This window comes from Bacteroides sp., from assembly GCF_030151085.1.
Classification (GTDB): domain Bacteria; phylum Bacteroidota; class Bacteroidia; order Bacteroidales; family Bacteroidaceae; genus Bacteroides.
This window is the reverse complement of the sequence record NZ_JASLER010000042.1, coordinates 17029-36722: the sequence shown is the minus strand read 5'-3', so window position 1 is coordinate 36722 and position 19694 is coordinate 17029. Positions and strand designations below refer to the sequence as shown.

General features: G+C 41.4%; 10 protein-coding genes. 8 read left to right on the top strand and 2 right to left on the bottom strand.

The annotated features are described in order from the left end of the window. Window positions 1–113 precede the first annotated feature (113 nt). The 7 genes from Q1W14_RS07930 (at window position 114) to Q1W14_RS07900 (ending at window position 14047) form a co-directional block, all read left to right on the top strand. Window positions 114–4001 (top strand): hybrid sensor histidine kinase/response regulator transcription factor, encoded by a 3888-nt coding sequence (locus tag Q1W14_RS07930; RefSeq protein WP_300700473.1) that lies wholly within the window; start codon window positions 114–116, stop codon window positions 3999–4001. Between the two features lie 128 nt (window positions 4002–4129). Next, window positions 4130–5071 (top strand): ROK family protein, encoded by a 942-nt coding sequence (locus Q1W14_RS07925; RefSeq protein ID WP_300700471.1) that lies wholly within the window; start codon window positions 4130–4132, stop codon window positions 5069–5071. Window positions 5072–5100: 29 nt separating this feature from the next. Further along, window positions 5101–5838 (top strand): 6-phosphogluconolactonase, encoded by a 738-nt coding sequence (locus Q1W14_RS07920; RefSeq protein ID WP_300700469.1) that lies wholly within the window; start codon window positions 5101–5103, stop codon window positions 5836–5838. Window positions 5839–6043: 205 nt separating this feature from the next. Then, a complete protein-coding gene (locus Q1W14_RS07915) occupies window positions 6044–7303 on the top strand; it encodes an MFS transporter (RefSeq protein ID WP_300700468.1) in 1260 nt (419 codons plus the stop codon). An 11-nt stretch (window positions 7304–7314) separates the two neighbouring features. Continuing rightward, entirely contained in the window at window positions 7315–9036 is a 1722-nt protein-coding gene (locus tag Q1W14_RS07910) for a glycosyl hydrolase family 18 protein (RefSeq protein WP_300700466.1), read from the top strand. Between the two features lie 316 nt (window positions 9037–9352). After that, entirely contained in the window at window positions 9353–12463 is a 3111-nt protein-coding gene (locus Q1W14_RS07905; RefSeq protein ID WP_300700465.1) for a TonB-dependent receptor, read from the top strand. Window positions 12464–12484: 21 nt separating this feature from the next. Beyond that, window positions 12485–14047: a RagB/SusD family nutrient uptake outer membrane protein gene (locus tag Q1W14_RS07900; protein ID WP_300700463.1), complete on the top strand. Its 1563-nt coding sequence runs from the start codon at window positions 12485–12487 to the stop codon at window positions 14045–14047. A gap of 472 nt (window positions 14048–14519) precedes the next feature. Here the strand turns inward: Q1W14_RS07900 and Q1W14_RS07895 are convergent, their stop codons facing one another. Then, entirely contained in the window at window positions 14520–15332 is an 813-nt protein-coding gene (locus tag Q1W14_RS07895; protein WP_300700461.1) for a ThuA domain-containing protein, read from the bottom strand. Between the two features lie 36 nt (window positions 15333–15368). Further along, window positions 15369–17837, bottom strand: coding sequence for a glycoside hydrolase family 9 protein (locus tag Q1W14_RS07890; RefSeq protein ID WP_300700459.1), 2469 nt, complete (start codon window positions 17835–17837; stop codon window positions 15369–15371). Window positions 17838–18251: 414 nt separating this feature from the next. Here Q1W14_RS07890 and gdhA point away from each other — a divergent pair, with 414 nt between their 5' ends. Then, window positions 18252–19589 (top strand): NADP-specific glutamate dehydrogenase, encoded by a 1338-nt coding sequence (gene gdhA / locus Q1W14_RS07885; RefSeq protein WP_300700458.1) that lies wholly within the window; start codon window positions 18252–18254, stop codon window positions 19587–19589. The last annotated feature ends 105 nt before the right edge of the window (window positions 19590–19694 follow it).

Below are 19694 nucleotides of genomic sequence, written 5' to 3'. Positions count from 1 at the left end.
AATAGAAATCAAACCTATTCGGATATTTTTTCGACCACTTTTTTTATATTTGTGTGTAATATTGCATGCATGAAACTTGTGCCAGTATTGAAACTTGCAGATAAATCCCAATTATGACAAAATATATTTTAATTTACTTGTTGCTTTTTCTTCAGTGCCTGAATTCGTTTGCAGGTTCTTTTCGCTCACTGAGTTTAAGAGAAGGATTGAGCAGCCGACAAGTATTTCAGATAAATAAAGACTCCGTAGGTTTTATATGGGCTTACACTCATTTCGGTATTGACCGTTATGATGGAAATGAAATAAAGCATTATCGGCTGGATGATACGGTTGAATCTAAAGATCATATTTTATCTTCTACGATAATGACTTGCGATAAGTTGGGTAATCTTTGGATTGCATTAAAGAATGGGAAGATTTATACATACGATTATAAAACAGATTCATTCTTGTTGCGTATTGATTTATCTGTTTCCACTCCATCTGCCGTTATTTACAATATTTTATTGGATGATGACAATCATCTTTGGATTTGTATGTCAACCGGAATATATAGTTGGGAAGAAAAAATCGGGTTGACTTTTGCCGGACTTAAAGACCGGACTGTAACCTGCCTTATTCAAGCAGATAAAACAACGTATTTTGCCGGAACGAATAAGGGTGTCTTTCAATTAAATAGAAATACAACAAGTAACTCTTTTACCGAGAAAGCTATTCGGCTCCCGATGGAGATGCATATTGAAGCGCTGTATGAATTTGCCGATAAGCTGTTTGTTGGTACTTTCTCTGACGGAGTTTATGTCATTGACAGATCAACTGGTCAAATTCGATCATTAGATGCATTTGTTCCTCATGTTCCTATCCGTACATTTGAGAAAACACACGATAATACCTTATTGATAGGTGCGGATGGTGCCGGAGTTTTACAAATTGATGGTAAAGCTGAGCAGTTGTTACATCATTATATGACTGACGAAGATGATGAGCGTAGCTTGAACGGCAATACCGTCTCCGACATCTGTGTAGATGAACATAACGGTATTTGGATCAGTACATCTACTAATGGTATAAGTTATCTGGACCCGAATATGCCTGATATCAGAAGAATCAAGCATGAACGGAATAATACTAATTCTTTAAAATCAGATCATATAAATGTCATCTATCAGGATTCTGAAGGCGATTGTTGGTATGGCACTAATAATGGTATCAGCCTTTATCAATCCAAACAGAATAAGTGGACACATTTTCTTGACGATGCAGGCCATAGTGGGAAGGTGGTATTGGCTCTTGCTGAAGATTCTAAAGGAAGTGTCTGGGTAGGAGGCTATGGAATTGGACTTTATCGTATCAATAAGAAGACCGGTAGTGTACAGAAAATAGCGAAAAGATCTGCGCAATCGGATAAAGGTGTAGCTACAGATTACATTTACGCTATTTATGCCGAGGGGGATAATCTTTGGTTTGGAGGTATAGAAGGAGAGTTTACGCGCTATAATATGCAGACTGATACTTATGCCTATTATCCTATTGATTGTGTTGGAGATATCAAAGCGGGAGATAAAAGTACATTACTACTTGCCGGTTGCGATGGATTGGCGATATTTGATAAAGTGACCGGGAAAACACAATGGCATCAACAGTTTGGTAGTTTTACTTTGCATTATCCTATTCGTTGTCTTTTGCAAGCTTCGTCCGGAGATATTTGGATGGCTACAGATGGTGAAGGGCTTATCCGCTTTAACTCGGTTAAAAAACAAACTCGTGTTTATACCACAAGTGATGGGCTAGCGTCTAATTCAGTGAACAGCTTATTGGAAGATAATGCCGGACATATTTGGGTAAGTACGGAGAAAGAGCTTTATTATTTAGATTCCTCGAGAGATATTTTAGTAAGCGCCAATGACTTTTTGGATATAACATGGGGATTCTATAATCCTAATGCTGCTTTGAAGCTGGCAAATGGATCTTTGGCTTTTGGTACGGCAGAAGGTATTATCACTTTTTCTCCTTCGTTGGACTTCAATCAACATGCTCCTATTCATTTGATATTAACTGATTTCAAGTTACTTTACGAATCCGTAAAAGCTGGTATGAAAGGTTCTTTGCTGAAGACCAATATCAATGATACACAGAAGTTGAAACTAAAATACAACCAAAATTCATTCTCCATATCTTTTTCTGCCATTAATTTTATAGCTCCCCACCGTATCAGGTATGAGTATATGTTGACGAACTATAATGAGCAATGGGAACATTCTAATTCAGTGCAGAGTGTGAATTATATGAACCTTTCTCCCGGTAAGTATACTTTCCGTTTACGTGCTTTTGATAAATATACCGGGCAGCAGATAGGAGAGCGCGATTTGGAGATCATTGTAAATGCTCCGTATTGGATATCGTGGTGGGCATTGTTAATTTATTTCGTCTTTTTGTCTGTTTTTATCTATATGTTTATACAATATAGAAAGCATAAAGCTAATGAAGACAAGATAAAAGAGAAGATACGTTCGTTTATCAGTATAGCCCATGATATACGTACTCCTATTACTCTGATAAAGGCTCCTTTGAGTGAACTGGAAGTACAGGAAGGACTCCCGGAAAACAGTAAGCGAACGGTTGGAGTGGCTGTGAAGAATGTAGAGAAACTACTGACTATGGTTACCCAATTGCTGGATTTGCAGAAAGCAGAGCTACATGCCGAATATCTGAAAGTATCTCAATATGATATTAAAAACTATCTGGAGGAGAAAATAGCAGAGTTTCATCTGGCGGCTATGCAAAAAGGCGTAGAGATGCAACTGGAAGTTGAGCCGGATATGCCTAAAGTATGGATTGACAGGGAAAAAATGGATCATATCATTGATAACCTACTTTCTAACGCATTGAAATATACGGAGAAGGGGATCATACACATTCTTGTAAAAACAAATAAGAAAAAGTGGGCAATCGAAGTAAGAGATACGGGTATCGGTATCCCTGAAGAAGAACAAAGTAATATTTTCCATGAATATTATCGCGCACAAAATGCGATGAATTATGAAGAGACCGGTTCAGGTATTGGATTGATGATAACCCGCCGGATTGTTAAACAACATCATGGTAGTATTTCGTTCAGTAGCGTAGAGGGAAAGGGCACTACTTTTACAGTTGTTTTTCCACAAAAGATAAAATCGAGTGTAGTTGTTGAACAACAAGAAGATAACCAGGAGGCACAAATCTCTACTGACGCTGCATTTGAACACTCCGAAGATGCTGGTAAAAATGTACTTTTGTTGGCAGAGGATGATCCTGATATGCGGGAATATCTGGTGAATAGTCTCTCTTCTGAATATAAAGTAATAGGTGTGCCCGATGGAGGAAAAGCTTTGGAAATGGCGAGAGAAATTAATCCGGATCTTATCATCTCAGATATAGTCATGCCGGTATTGGAAGGGGATGAGCTATGCCGCATCTTGAAGTCTTCGGTAGATACGAGTCATATCCCGATTATTTTGCTTACTGCACTTAGTGAGCGGGAGAATATAATCTTCGGGTTGCAAGCCGGCGCAAATGACTATATTATCAAACCTTTTGATTTGTCAGTATTGAAGGTGCGAATACGGAACATTCTTCAAAACAGGCAACGGTTACGTGATACCGTCTTATCTATGGAGTCCCAACCAGAAGAGATTGATTATACCAGTCAACTGGATAAAGAGTTTTTAGATAAAGTAATGGAGGTAGTTAATGATGAATTAGCTAATTCAGAACTTTCTATCAATGATTTCTGCCGAAAGTTGGGTATGAGCCGTACTTCTGTTTTTAATAAGATGAAGACATTGACCGGTCAAGGACCTAATGATTTTATCAGAATTGTACGTCTGAACAAGGCAAAAGAATTGTTGGCTTCACGGAAATATTCGATTGCCGATGTAGCAGGTATGGTTGGTTTTGCTGATCCTAAATATTTCAGTACATGCTTTAAAAAGCAGTTTAATATTAGTCCGAGCAAAATTTAAAGCTATAAAAACAGCTTTTCGACTCTTGCGGACAAGTATCGAACCTTTTTTGTTAAAAAATAAACCCTTGTTTCCTTGATAGTGCGTAATATTGTGAACAGAAAACAATATTAAAAAACGCATATAAAATGGAAACTTATTTAGCTCTTGATTTAGGTGGTACCAAGCTCTTGATTGGCGAGGTAGATAGTAACGGTAATATTTTGAAATATAAGAAATATGATTCCGGTTACTTTAATCAGCAGGCCGCACTGGAAATTATTAAATCATCACTTGATGATTATATCAGAACTGTAGGTTGGTATGACAAGAAACCATTAGGAATGGGTGTCGGTTTGATAGGCCGTGTCGATCCTAATAAAGGTATCTGGTTGCAAATTGATCCTAGTCGTACACAACCGATAGCATTGGCAAAGGAATTATCAGAGATATACGATATTCCTTGCCATATTGATAATGATGTAAAGAGTGCTACAAGAGCCGAGCGCGTTTGGGGCTTCGGACAGATCTCCAAGAATTTCATCTACGTAAATGTAGGTACCGGTATTGCGGTAGGTACGGTAATAAATGGCAGACAGATACGAGGAAGTCATTTTAATGCCGGTGAAGTAGGGCATGTACGTGTAGGCGTGAATATCGGTATCAAGTGTGGATGTGGAAGAATGGATTGCGTAGAAGCTATTGCAGCAGGTATCGGATTTGATAACTGTGCACGTTTGTTGCGTAATCAATATGAAACGAACTTGCATATACCTGCAGAAAAGGGAGAACGGGTGCTTGTCAGCGAAGTATTTACGCTTAGTCAGAAGGGCGATCCACTTTGTAAAGTTCTGGTAGATAATGCTGCTGAAGCTATTGCTAATCTTATAATGAACTTGGTGCGTGTAATTGATCCTGATACAGTAGTACTGGGCGGTGGTATCGTAGCCGATGGCTATATGCACGAAAAGATTTTGGAAAAGCTTCATCCCACTACTATGCGATTTGTGAGCAACGGAGTAGTTATTACAAAACTGAACCCCGGTTTTATTGGTTTGTTGGGTGCAGGTGCAGTAGCCATGAATATGTAAAACAGTAATCTTAATACCTTATATATAGTATGAAAATAACCGTCGCAAATAGCGAGAGAGAATTCGATTGTACTGCTGCTTGGCGTATTATTGGCGAAATATTGAATAAGCCCGAAAGTGTTATCGGTCTTTCAACCGGACGTACTACAGGAAACTTGCACCGTTTGATTGGAAAAATCTATTCGGAATATCCATTTAATGTTGCATCTACTACCTTCTTCGGACTTGATGAAGTAACCAACGTACCGCGTGAATATGTAGGAGCATGCTATACGATGCTTAAAACCGAATTAATGGATAGCCTGGGTATTAAAGAAGAAAACTTCTTGATGCTGCCTACTGTCTCCGATGACTTTGACAAAGCTTGTAAGGACTTTCAGCAAGAGATTGCCAACCGTGGAGGTATTGACCTGCTGATTCTGGGATTGGGAGAGAACGGACACTTAGGTTTCAACCAGCCTCAATCTCCTTTTGAAGGAGAAGCTTGGGTAACCAAAATGAATGTTGAATTAGAAACACGTATCCGTAGAGAGACAAACACGCCTGCGGATAAGGAGTTGGGTGGTGCTACCCTAGGAATAAAGAACATCATGCAAGCCCGCAAGATTGTATTGGTAGCCAAAGGTGCAAACAAGGCGGATATAGTTAAAGAAATGCTCGAAGGACCTGTGACAACAGACATTCCTGCTTCTATCTTGCAACTTCATCCGAATTGCGAGTTTCTGTTTGATAACGCAGCTGCTTCCAAACTTTCCTGCTCCTATTAAATTCTTTACAATTGCAAAATATCAGTAGTTAGTAAAGAATGGGGGAATTTTCCGACACCGAGGAACATTGGGCTCGACACCGAGGAACACATTGTTCGACACCGAGGAACGCATGGCTCGGCACCGGGGAACATTATCTGCCTCCTAAAGCAGTTTACGTGCGTAAAAACATTAGTTAATATCTAAATACTTTAAATTAATTATCATGACACAACAAGAAAAACAAATAAACTATATGGGACCATTTATAACAATGGTATTCCTATTCTTTATTGTCGGTTTCCTTACTACTGCCAATACTCAGTTTCAAGGTCCTCTGAAAGAAACATTCCTTGCAGAAGTGGGGGGATTGAAAAATACATTTGCTACTTTAATTACCTTTTCATGGTTTCTGGCTTATCCGGTCTGTGGAGGAGTTGGTTCATCTTGGATCAGCAAACATGGTTACAAGGGTACGTTGATGCGTGGACTGCTGGTAATGATAGTCGGATTAGGATTATTCTTTGCTTCTTCCTACTTTACCGTGCACTTTCCCGGAGCCAATTGGCATGTAGGTGAAAATGTAATTCCCGGTGGCTTTTTGATATTTCTTTTAGGTTCATTTGTGGTTGGAGCATCTGCTACTATTTTGCAGGTTGTTATTAACCCTTATCTTACGGCATGCCATGTGAAAGGGACACAGTCCATTCAACGCTTGGCAATCGGTGGTTCTGCCAATTCTGTAGGAACTACCCTTGCTCCTTATTTTGTAACAGGCGTTGTTTTTGGAGGTTTAGCAATGGAAGATATTCAAATCGATCAACTGATGATTCCATTTTTTGTGTTAATGGTAGTCATATCTTTGATTGTTTTAATATTAATGAAGCTATCTTTGCCCGATATACAAGGAACCAGAGTTGAGAAAGGAGAGAAGCTTGAAAAAAGTGTCTGGTCATTCAGCCACCTTACTTTAGGAGTAGTAGCTATTTTCTTTTATGTAGGAGTTGAAGTCTGTATAGGTGCCAATATAAACCTATACGCTATAGAAATGAATTATGCTTCACCGGCATTGATGGCTACCTTATATTGGGGTGGCATGCTTGTAGGTCGATTAGTTGGTAGCTCCTTGAGCAAGATTTCTCCCCGTGTACAGCTTATGGTTACCACCATATTAGCGGGAATACTTGCCGTTTTGGCTATTCTTTTGAATAATCCGTGGTTGCTAACTGCAGTAGGATTGTTCCATTCTATTATGTGGGGTGCCATATTTACCCTATCTGTAGCACATTTAGGGAAATATACTTCGGTTGCATCCGGTGTGTTTATGATTGGAGTAGTAGGCGGCGCTATCTTGCCTTTATTGCAAGGTGTACTTGCTGATGTGCTCGGAGGTTGGAGATGGTCTTGGTTTATTGTAATTTTTGGTGAAGTATTTATGCTATATTATGCCTTGATAGGTTCACGAGTTCGTCAAACTGCTGATTAAATAGAATGCTTATGAAAAAACTTAAATTGATTTTGGTCACCATCCTGGCTGTATTAGCTTCGAATGGTAGTGCTAAGTCGGGAGAAAATGTTGCGAAACCTTTCGACTCAAAAGTGATAGTTGCATACGTTACTTCTTGGAGTGACGTTATACCCGAACCTCAATACATGACACATATCAACTATGCTTTCGGTCATGTAAACGATACTTTTAATGGCGTCAGAATTGACAATGAAGAACGATTGAAACAAATTGTAGCCTTAAAGAAGCAGAAACACGAATTGAAAGTACTGCTTTCTATCGGTGGTTGGGAAAGTGGACGTTTCAGCGAAATGGCTGCCAGCGATGAGAATAGGTTGGCATTTGCCAAAGACTGCGAACGCGTAGTGAAAGAGTTTGGTTTGGATGGTATAGATATCGATTGGGAATATCCTACCAGTTCTGTGGCAAAGATATCTTCTTCGCCCGATGATACGAAGAACTTCACACTTTTGATGCGTGATATCAGAGCAGCGATAGGTGATAAGAAGGAACTGACACTGGCTACTGCCGCTTCTGCGCAATACATTGATTTTAAAGCTATACTTCCTTATATTGACTTTGTGAATATTATGGCATACGATATGGCAAATGCCCCGAAACATCATTCTGCACTGTATCCTTCGGCAAATAGTGGAGATATTACTTCGGACCAAGCTGTAAATGCCCATCTGAAAGCTGGTGTACCTCCTTCTAAGTTAGTGATGGGGATGCCGTTCTATGGTCGTGGCGGTGCTAACTATCCCAGCTTTCAAGATTTTAATAAAGTGGGGAATACCAGTAAAGACTTTACAGAAAAGTGGGATGATGTAGCACAAGTGCCCTATTTGGTGAATAAGAATGATACACTTGTCTTTGGATTTGAGAATCCTCGTTCGTTGGCAATTAAATGCCAGTATATCGTAAACAGAGATTTGCTAGGAGGTATGTATTGGGATTACAGCGGTGACAACGAAAAAGGTGATTTGCGTCGCACAGTGGCTGAAGTCTTATTAGGCAAGCCAAATAAGACGAAAGTACTTGTATTGACCGAAAGAGGTGGACAACATGGCGGATTTACCGATGCCGGAATGAAATGGTTGGCAGATGAAGGTAGAAACCTGAATTTCAGTATTACGGAGATTAATAATGCAACTCCCATTACAGAGGCTTATTTGTCACAGTTCAGCCTGATTATCCAACTGGACTTTCCGCCATATACGTGGCCAAAGGAAGCGGAAAATGCTTTCATTAACTATATAGAAAAAGGTAAAGGGGGCTGGATTGGTTTCCATCATGCCACATTGCTGGGTGAGTTTGATGGTTATCAGATGTGGCCTTGGTTCTCCGACTTTATGGGCGGTATCCGGTTCAAAGGTTACATAGCTCCGCTGGCAGATGGTACGGTTATCATAGAAAATAAAAAGCATCCTGTAATGAAAGGCGTACCTTCTTCGTTTGTCGTTCCTGATGACGAGTGGTATACATACGATAAGAATCCCCGTCCGAATGTACAAGTGCTGGCTAGAGTAGATGAATCAACTTATACTCCTGCATCGGATATCAAGATGGGTGACCATCCTGTGGTTTGGGTTAATAAGGATAAGAAAGCACGTAATGTTTACTTCCAAATGGGACACAGTAAGAGGCTGTATGATACGAAGGAATTTACGACTATGTTCAGAAATGCCATAAATTGGACTTTGGATAAATAGTACTAAAGTCTCTGATTTGCTAATTAGGTATATAGCGGTTACACACCAGTGTAGCCGCTTTTTTTTGATAGGTTTAAAATTTATCACCTTAAGTTTAAAATAAAACCTTTTTGATTTGAATGATAGGAAATGAACCTCTTATGAGAAATATTCGACATTGTTCTTCTATGGAATACCTATTTTCGCTTATTGAAAAGTTACACGATTATTAATACTTAATTAATCTTTGGCCTATGCATATATTTTAAATGACTATTCATTAACAAGAATTCAATTAGAGAAATAACCCTTAATTTATCAACTAATACTACTATTTATGAAACGAAAGAAAATCCTAATGCTGCTTTGCGCTATCTTATGTTCCTTGCAGCTGTTTGCCCAACAAATTAATGTACAAGGAGTCGTATATGATCCTACGAATGAAACGGTCCCCGGTGCTAATGTATCAGTAAAATCTAATCCGGCTATAGGTACTGTGACTGATGTTGACGGACGTTTTAGTCTGAAAGCTTCTGTAGGTGATGTGCTCGTCTTCTCCTTTATCGGTTACGAGAATGTAGAACATAAACTTACGGCTGGTGATACTAACCTGAAAGTTCGTTTTGCTGATTCTTCCGAATTGTTGGACGAAGTGATCGTAGTTGGTTATGGTGTACAAAAGAAGAGTGTACTTTCTTCTGCTGTGAGCCGTGTTACCAGCGAAGAACTAGACAGAGGAAATCCTACAAACATTCAGAATGCTATGAAAGGCAAGGTTTCGGGTGTACAGATCATCTCTAACTCGGGTCAACCGGGTGCGGAATCTAAAATCCGTATTCGTGGTACAGGTACGGTGAACGATGCCAATCCGCTTTACATTGTCGATGGTATGCCTTCGGAGAGTGGCATCAATCATCTGAACCCTTCGGACATCGAGTCTATTGAAGTATTGAAAGATGCCGCTTCTGCTGCTATCTATGGTGCTCGTGGTGCTAACGGTGTAATATTGATTACTACTAAGAAAGGTGTTAAGGGTAAAGCAACCTTGAACTATGAGTTTACATACGGTATTCAGAACCCATCCAAGAAGATCGATTTGTTGGGTAGTTCGGATTATCAGATGTTGATGAACGAAATGGCGAAGAATTCAAATAAAGACCCTTACTTCCCAACAACTTCTAATGTGAACACAGACTGGCAGAAAGAACTTCAAAACAAGAATGCACCTATCACTAATCACAAAGTATCTTTGAGTGGTGGTAGTGAGAATTCTACTTACTATGCTTCTTTTGGTTATCTGAAGCAGGAGGGTATTTTTGCCAAAGGACATTCTGACTACGAACGCTATAACGTACGTTTGAATTATAATAATGTATTGCTCGATACAAAGTCACGCAACTGGTTAAATAAAATCAGCTTCGGTGCTATTGCAAGTTACTCAAAGACTATCCAAACGGGTAATACCATTAATAATAGCGAATCTTCAGGTATTATTTCTTCTATGAACATGCTGCCTCCTACAGAGCCTGTTTATCAGACTGACCCTACTAAACTGGCTGAGTACGACATTACTTATCCTAATCGTGTGATTGCCCCCAATGGTCAGTCCTATAACATCATTGAGATGCGCGAAATCACCAATCCGTTGGCTGCCATTCAGGTGAATCATAACCAAAGAACGATGCCCCAAAACTTTGGTGCAAACTTTAATTTAGATGTAGACCTGCTACCGGGCTTGAAGTTCAAGACTACCTACGGAGCCGAATGGGTATTCAACTCTATTAAGAATGTTACTCCGGTTTATGAACTGAATGCCACCAGCAAGAACTCTACTTCTAAAGTAGAAGACAAGAAGCGTGAATCTTCTTACTGGCAATGGGAAAACGTCCTTTCTTATAACAAGTCCTTCGGACGTCATAATGTAGGTGCTTTGCTAGGTACGAGTATGTCTTCCTACCATTATTCCAATTTGGAAGCAGAAGACTATAACCTCTTGATAGTAGACATTGACAAAGGATATATTGATACTGCTACTGCTCCCGAAGAACAATCAAAAGTGTGGGGTGGAGCCGAAGATCATCGTATTGCCTCTGTATTTGGACGTATCAATTACAACTATGACGAGAAGTATTTGCTGGAAGCAGTCGTACGTCGTGACGGTTCATCGAACTTCGGTCGCTCTCATCAATATGCTACATTCCCGTCGGTATCAGTAGGATGGGTACTGACACGCGAGGAGTTTATGGCTAACAAACCGTCTTGGTTTGACTTTGCAAAGATCCGTTTCAGCTGGGGGCAGAATGGTAACGAACGTATCGGTGCATTTGCCTATACAAGTATGATGAGCCAAGGTAAGAATGCCGTAATAGATGGTAAAGTATATACCGGTATGTTGCCAAAGGGCTATGCCAATGCCGATCTTAAATGGGAGACCTCCGAACAGACCGACTTGGGGCTTGACCTGCGCTTCTTCAATAGTGCGTTGACATTCTCCGCCGACTATTTCGTGAAGAAGACCAAGGATATGTTGCTTTCTATGCCGATTCCTTTGTACACCAGTTACAGCAGTATGACCGTCAACCAAGGTACGGTTAAGAATGAAGGTTTGGAGTTGGAAGCATCTTATCGCTTCAAAGCTGGTGATGTGAACTTCGGTATCAGTGGCAATGCCTCTTATGTGAAGAACACTGTAACCAATCAAGGACCCGACCGGGCTGGTCTCGACGGTATCGGCGGCGGTATGGGCGGTCAGGTGACTTATAGAGAGAATGGACGTCCGTTTGGTTTCTTCTATGGCTACATACACGATGGTATCTTCCAGAATCAACAGGAAATAGACAACTATACGTATGTGAATGCCAATGGCGAAACGAAGAAGAAACAACCGGATGCCAAACCAGGTGATATTCGTTTCAAGGATCTGGATGGAAAAGATGGTATCAACGGCGAGGACCGCACTATGATTGGCGATCCGAATCCGGATTGGACTTACGGTCTTACACTGACTGCCGATTGGAAAGGCTTCGACTTCAATGCATTCTTCCAAGGCAGCGTTGGTAATGATATTTACAAACTGTACCGTCGTTCTAACGCTACCTTCGGTAACTACGATAAATCTTGGCTGAACCGCTGGCATGGTGAAGGTACTTCCAACTGGGTACCCCGTATTGTGGAAGGTGATAACAACAACTACCAGATTTCAGACTTCTTCGTAGAAGATGGTTCGTATCTCCGTCTTAAAGTGCTTCAGATTGGTTACCGTCTTCCGTCACAATTGTTGCAGAAGGCAGGTATCAAGGGATTGCGTTTCTTTGTTCAAGGCGAAAATCTGTTCACGATAACTAACTATACCGGTTATGATCCTGAAGTAGGAACACGCAACGGTCTTGACGGAGGTACATATCCGCAGGCACGTACTTATACTATCGGTGCGAATATCACTTTTTAATTAACCTAAGATTAAGATACAATGAATAAGATAATAAAAATAATGGCTTTAAGTGCGATGGCATTGTCATCCACAGCTTGCTCCGACTTTTTGGGAGTTGATCCGAGAACTCAAGTGTCAGAAACTGAATTCTATAAGACAGAAGACGATATGATGAAAGGCTTGTATGCCGTGATGAACGAAATGCAAACCCGTATGCCGGAAGTATGGTCGTATTCTTCATTGCTGGGTGATGAATCAGAAACCGGTGGTGGTATCGGTGAAGGTTCTTACAAGACGAAATGGGATACATTTACTTATGGTCCGGGTACCTGCTTCGGTGCATGGGGCTACGGTTCATGGTGGAATGAGTGGGACTTCGGTTTGTTCAACGGCGTCATTGCTGCTAATCTGTTGATTGATAAATTGGCTGGTTGCAGCCTTAGTCCTGAGTTTGTGAACGCTACTTCGGCTGAGGCACGTTTTTATCGTGCGATGTTCTACAATTACTTGTTTATGGGTTATGAACAATTCCCGCTCATAAAGCACTACTTGGCGGCGAGCGAGATGTATAGTGTAGCTAAAGGTACTCGTCAGGAGATCTATGAGTTCATAATGAGTGATTTGGATGATGAAGTCACCAAGTATCTGCCCGAACGTAGCGCTACCAAGCAAGGACGTATCTGCCGTGATGCAGCCAAGTTGCTTCGTGCCAAGCTCATCTTGTTCCATCGTGACGAGTCTAAATATCCGCAGGCGCTGAATGATATGAAAGGTATCATTACCAGTGGAAATTATCAGCTGAATCCTGACTATAAGAATCTGTGGCTGAAAGCTGGTGAATGGGGTTCTGAATCTATCTACGAAGTAGCATACGCCGGTAATAACTCCGGTGAAGGATTCGGGCTTGCACATTCTTTGGGTGGACGTAATATTGTGGATCCCCGAAGTGCGGAAGAAGGTGGATTGTTGGAAGGCTACGGACAGAATACTATGCCGAGCACTGTTTACCGGATGTTTGCCGCAGGTGACTCCCGTCGTGAAGGAACCGTGATAGTATATGCTGATGAAGCTGCCAAGGTTGCCAAAATGGTAGCTGACGGAGAATTGCCTGGGGGAAGTGTGTTCAGCGTGAGTTCGCAACAAGAAAATTACGAAGGATTGGGACATTATAAACTCCATCCTCGTAAGGAGACTACTTCGGCGGTAAATCCGGAAAACAACCATTTCAACTCATGGCGTATTTATCGCTATGCCGATGTATTGCTGCTGGCAGTTGAACTGGATACACGCATCAACGGCACCGTAAGTACAGAGGCTCAGGGTTGGTTTGACAAGATCAGAGACCGTGCTTTCAAAGATGACAAACATCGCATCAGCTTGGCTGGAAAGAGCAAACAAGAGATTTTGGATATTCTCTTTGCTGAACGTGGATATGAATTTATGGATGAAATGCAACGTTGGTTTGATATCCTTCGTTTCGATAAAGGTACAGAGATTTTGGGTAACAAAGGTTGGACAGAGAAGTTCAGATACTTCCCGATTGACCAATCTGAAATGGATAGGGCGAATGGTGGATTGACTCAAAATCCAGGTTGGTTATAAGGTTAGGATTTAGTTTTCTTTGTGAATCCCCGGCATTATAGAAGATAATGCCGGGGATTTGTGTTTAAATTCCTTAGTGTTTCATCTTTGAATGCAGTGGGAATAATATTATTTACAGAAAGAAGGTTGCTAATATTGGGTCGTATACTTAACCTGATTCAGTCGTATACTTAATAGGGTTCAGTATAGGACTGAATCAGGTTAAGCATACGACTGAATCAGGCTTTATTTATATACACTCATAATCAAACAATTACATCTGGTTGCTTGACTAGTAATAAATTATCACAATTTAGCAAGATATTATTTCACTTATTTCTGAAAATATGATGCATCAGTCATTTGATATCGAATTCATTTTTTATAGGCTAAAGCTGAATAGTAGAAAAAAAACATTCTCATGGGAGTTTTCCCATGAGAATGTTAATATGTATTTTAGTAAAATTGCTTTGGAATAGAGCTTTTGATTTCTTTATTTTAAGAACGGATCACCTGCCTTATCTTGGCTAACTACCCAGCGGAAAGCATTCACGAGCAAGAGATTTTGTGTTCCGTCTATAAACTCTTCATCACCGTGTCCCATATTTAGGTAAATCATGCGGTAGTTTTTGTTGGTCCAAACAATGGGGAAATCGCCAAAATTGACCACATCCTTGATACCTAACGGATAATTCTTGGGAGAAATAGAAAGCAGAACTTCCACATCTTTATTCAGGCGCGGACTCGGATTCCATTGATACCATTCGCTGGCAGGTGCCACAAACGATGCAGGCAGATTCTTGGTAACAGGATGTTCAGCCTTATCGACTTCAACCAACACAGGCTGAGGAGGCCAGTTGTTGCAATAGAACACTCCTCCACCCAGGAACTTGACTAGCCAGGGCCAATTGGTATTCTTGTCATTGTAGGCTGCGGCATGGAAACCTACCCAGCCTCCGCCATTCTCCATGTATTTCTCGAAGGCATCGCGTTCATTTTTGTTGCTCGGGGTAGTGTTGAGCATGACAACGACATTATATTCTTTCAATTTTTCGTATGGAAATTGAGAAAAGTCAGTGGTGATGTCTAAAATGAAACCATCGCCGTAATTTAGCTTTTTAATGAATTCTACAGCTTGTTGGGCAAATTCTACGTGTGCCTTTTCGGCATGTTGTGTGTAATAAACCAATGCTTTGAAGCGGGGAGCTCGGGCATAGTTTGCAGGATAGCCTTCAGGGGCTTGTGCATGTACCAGCAATGCACATGCGGTAAATAGCAGAACAAAATAAAGTTTAATGTTTCTCATGGCATATATGTTTTTATGAAGTTAAATGTTTCTTACTTAATATTCGGCAATCAATGATAGCCATTTTCCTGCTGAAGTTACCCACACCTCTTTGTAACAAGCATTATTGGTTTGAGGCCAATAGGGAATGTCCTCATTTCCTAACGTACGGATACCTACGGGCATTTCTCCCGTCATCTCTCCGGAAGAGAAAGTGTTCAGTTGCGGATAATTATGTCCTTCTCCGTAAATCAGGGATTGACCGAAAGGATTCTTACCTACCGTCCAGTACAATTGTTCCAGACCGATGTCGAGTAGTTCCTTATCTTTCAGGAAGTTTCCACAGATGGCGGCCGACTTTCCGGTGGAAAGATGGATCGCTGTATTACCGTTGAATATGTTGAACCAAACGGGGAAGCGCTTCACGTAGTGCTCTTTGTCCAGTTTGACGCCATTTTTAATTTGCTCCGTATACAACTCCTTCGCATTGGTGGGCGGGAAGAGGTGGAGAGCATAAAAGCCGGTGGTGTCTTTGTACTCTTCGGCATGATATACGCCGCTTGGCAACATTCCGTAAGGGCGGGTGTAGTGCATCAGCCCTTTCAGATAGTTGCCATACAGGCGTATGGAACGTGCCCACTGGGGGTAATCGGGGTGTTCCGGTTGCGTCTCGCAAAGCAAGTTCATGGCTTGCATGTAAACCTGTTCGCGTGACTGGTGTATATAATGAACTATTGACTGTTTGTTTTTGTCGCGGTAGAAGAATCCGCATGTTCCGGTTTTGTCTTTCAGTGGTTCGGTACGTTGGCATTCAAGCGTGTAACGAATATACTCTGCGGCTATATTAGCATAATAAGATTTCTTCGTTAAGCGGTAAAGTTGGCTGGCCGACCAGGATATTGTAGCCATATATTGACTTCGTGAAGTGTTGTAACTATGCTCGTAAGGCTGAATAAACTTATCGAATCCATCCTTCTTGAATTTATCCATAGCGAAAGTGAAATCTTCTTCGGCTGTTTTAAGCAGATATTCCTGTAACATCGGGTCGCCCGTCAACGTCATCGAAGCATACGCCTCATATCCGGCATAGAGGAAATTGTCGAATGCCATGTTTTGCACGCGTACGGAGGAGATGTCGTCCAACGTATTGAATACTCCATCTTGCCAAATAAGCAATCCCATACTGCTGGCACGGTAACCATCACCGTAGCGGTTTTTCAGTACGAATTCCAATCCCCATTCGGCTTCTTCACGCAGACGGGCGGCGAGAGCAGGGTTCTTATCTTTCAGCTTGTTGTAAGCTTCGAGCAGGGAGAAGGTTACATCTCCTGTCTGAAGTGTTTGTTGTGAAAGGTCGCCTGCATCGTGCCATCCACCGGCATAGGAGATACTGCGTCCGTCATGCTTGGACATCAGGTCCACATGGCAAGTAGCGTGTTTGCCGGGAACGGGGTATCCACAACGTTGGCAGAAAAGGAAATTGAGAACCTTCCATCCCGAATCTTCCCAGATTCTTTCACCGATTCGGAAGGTGGGGGTTAGAGACTCATTTACTTTCAGCTGATATACACCGGGGCGGTTGAAACTAGTGAAATCAAGAAGGCCGAATTTACCGAGGGTTGTAGTTTCCTCTTTTATTTCTCCTTCGTAAACGGTTTGTCCGCTGGCGGGATCTAATAGCTGAAAACGCTTATCATTATATGTTGAGGTGTTTGTGTTTACAATAGCTGTCTTAGGACTGTTCACGGTATATCCCGTAGTCGAATAGATAATTTTTCCGTCGGCAGGACTCCAGCCACTTACGTTTTCGGGATTCTTTACGGTCTGTAGTTCCAGGTTATCTAGGTAGTAGACGGCAGAATCGCCCGTAGTTCGGTCTTTACCTTTCAGGGCTGTACTGAAACTGATACTCATTACTTTATCCCGTTGGTATTCATCGATTTCAAGAAAGCATTGATTCCACTCTTTATTAACCAGATTGATAAGATGAGAACCCGAAGGCTGATTATAGCCTTTCTTGACAGGCGTATCGGCGTTTATAAACGTAAGGTTCATATTGACGATGCGTGCACCGTCACAATCGGGATAGATAGAAAACGTAATCCGGTTGTACTTTTCCAGATTAGCACCATTTAAGTTATAGGCAACGCCACTGTTTCCGTATGTGGCATAGTCCGGATCGGAAGGCGATCCGGTGGCTCTTTTCCCGGTGAATGTAGGGAATTGTAGTTTGATGCTTCCTTTTCCCGAAATCGTCTTCTCAGTGCTGAAAGACATTGAGCCAGCACCGGAATGTTTCCAGCCTTCGGTACTTGCCGATTGGGTAAGAGGAATGCTTTCTAAAACCTCTTTCTTCCATCCGTTGGTTTCAAAAGAATTAGCCGTATTCAGGGGGAGGGGTTGATGTATCAATCCGCTTTCGTGCAGTTGCTTCTCCAACTGATCGTCCTGCGTCAGGCGAACTTGCCCGTAAATACTGATACTACTTGCAGATAGAAGAAATAGGGTAAATAGTGTCTTTCTCATTTGTAATGTTAACCTTTGGTTTCTGTGTTGCAAGGTTAGCCATTATTTGCCAAAAATAGGTTTGATAACTGTCCTAAATGCTTTAAAAACTATCTAAATACAGGGAAATGATAGAATCTGAACTTTGGGAGATAGATTTTAAACCAGCATAATTTGCTTTCTTTCTAAATTTTATTTAATTTTAAGCCGTTATACCTGATTGTTGATGTAGGAAATGAAGAATACGATGAATGTGATGCTTGTTAATATGAAATTATTAGCTAGTCTTTTTGACGTTTTATTATTATTTAATCAAAATATAACCATAAAATATAGCTGATTTGAAAAGTTTTCCTATATTTGCAGTGTTGTTCGCTGACATTTTGCTCGAATGACGTTTAGTCAACAAGGTAAGAACCTTTAAAAAGTAATATTATGAATATCGAACGTATCATGGCCTCTTTAGAGGCAAAGCATCCCGGCGAGTCTGAGTATCTTCAAGCCGTAAAGGAAGTTCTTCTTTCTATCGAAGATATCTATAATCAACATCCTGAGTTCGAGAAAGCAAAAATTATAGAGCGATTGGTAGAACCTGATCGTATCTTTACCTTCCGTGTTACCTGGGTGGATGATAAAGGTGATGTTCAGACAAACCTCGGCTATCGTGTACAGTTCAACAACGCCATCGGCCCGTATAAAGGCGGTATTCGTTTCCATGCATCCGTAAACTTATCAATCCTTAAGTTCTTAGGCTTTGAACAAACCTTCAAAAATGCTTTGACTACCTTACCAATGGGTGGTGGCAAGGGTGGTTCCGACTTCTCTCCACGCGGAAAGAGTGATGCTGAAGTTATGCGCTTCTGCCAGGCTTTCATGCTGGAATTGTGGCGTCATCTTGGTCCGGATATGGACGTACCTGCCGGCGATATCGGTGTGGGCGGTCGTGAAGTAGGCTATATGTTCGGTATGTATAAGAAGTTGACTCGTGAATTTACAGGTACTTTCACAGGTAAAGGCTTGGAATTCGGCGGTTCTCTGATTCGTCCTGAAGCTACCGGTTTCGGTGGTTTGTACTTCGTACATCAGATGTTAGAAACAAAAGGCATTGATATCAAGGGCAAGACTGTTGCTATCTCCGGTTTTGGAAATGTGGCATGGGGGGCAGCAACCAAGGCAACCGAACTCGGTGCTAAAGTAGTTACTATCTCCGGTCCCGATGGTTACATCTATGATCCGAATGGTATCAGTGGCGAAAAGATAGATTATATGTTGGAACTTCGTGCAACGGGCAACGATATCGTAGCTCCGTATGCCGACGAATTCCCGGGCTCTACTTTCGTTGCGGGCAAACGTCCATGGGAAGTAAAAGCCGATATTGCTCTTCCTTGTGCCACTCAGAACGAGTTGAACGGCGAAGATGCTAAACAACTTATTAATAATAAGGTTACTTGCGTAGGCGAAATCTCTAACATGGGATGTACACCCGAAGCAATCGACCTCTTTATAGAGCATAAAGTAATGTATGCACCGGGCAAGGCTGTTAATGCCGGCGGTGTGGCTACCAGTGGACTGGAAATGTCACAGAATGCCATGCACCTCAGCTGGAGTGCTGCCGAAGTGGACGAAAAACTCCATGCCATCATGCACGGAATTCATGCTCAATGTGTAAAATATGGGACAGAACCTGACGGCTACATCAACTACGTGAAAGGTGCCAATATTGCCGGTTTTATGAAAGTTGCTCACGCTATGATGGGTCAGGGAATTATCTAAAAGTAAAACTTTGTTTAGTTGTATTTGTATTTGTGGTTTGTGCTGCCCTACGCCTGCGAAGGTAAAGGGCAGTACTTTTTTAGTGATTAGTGTTTAGTGATCACT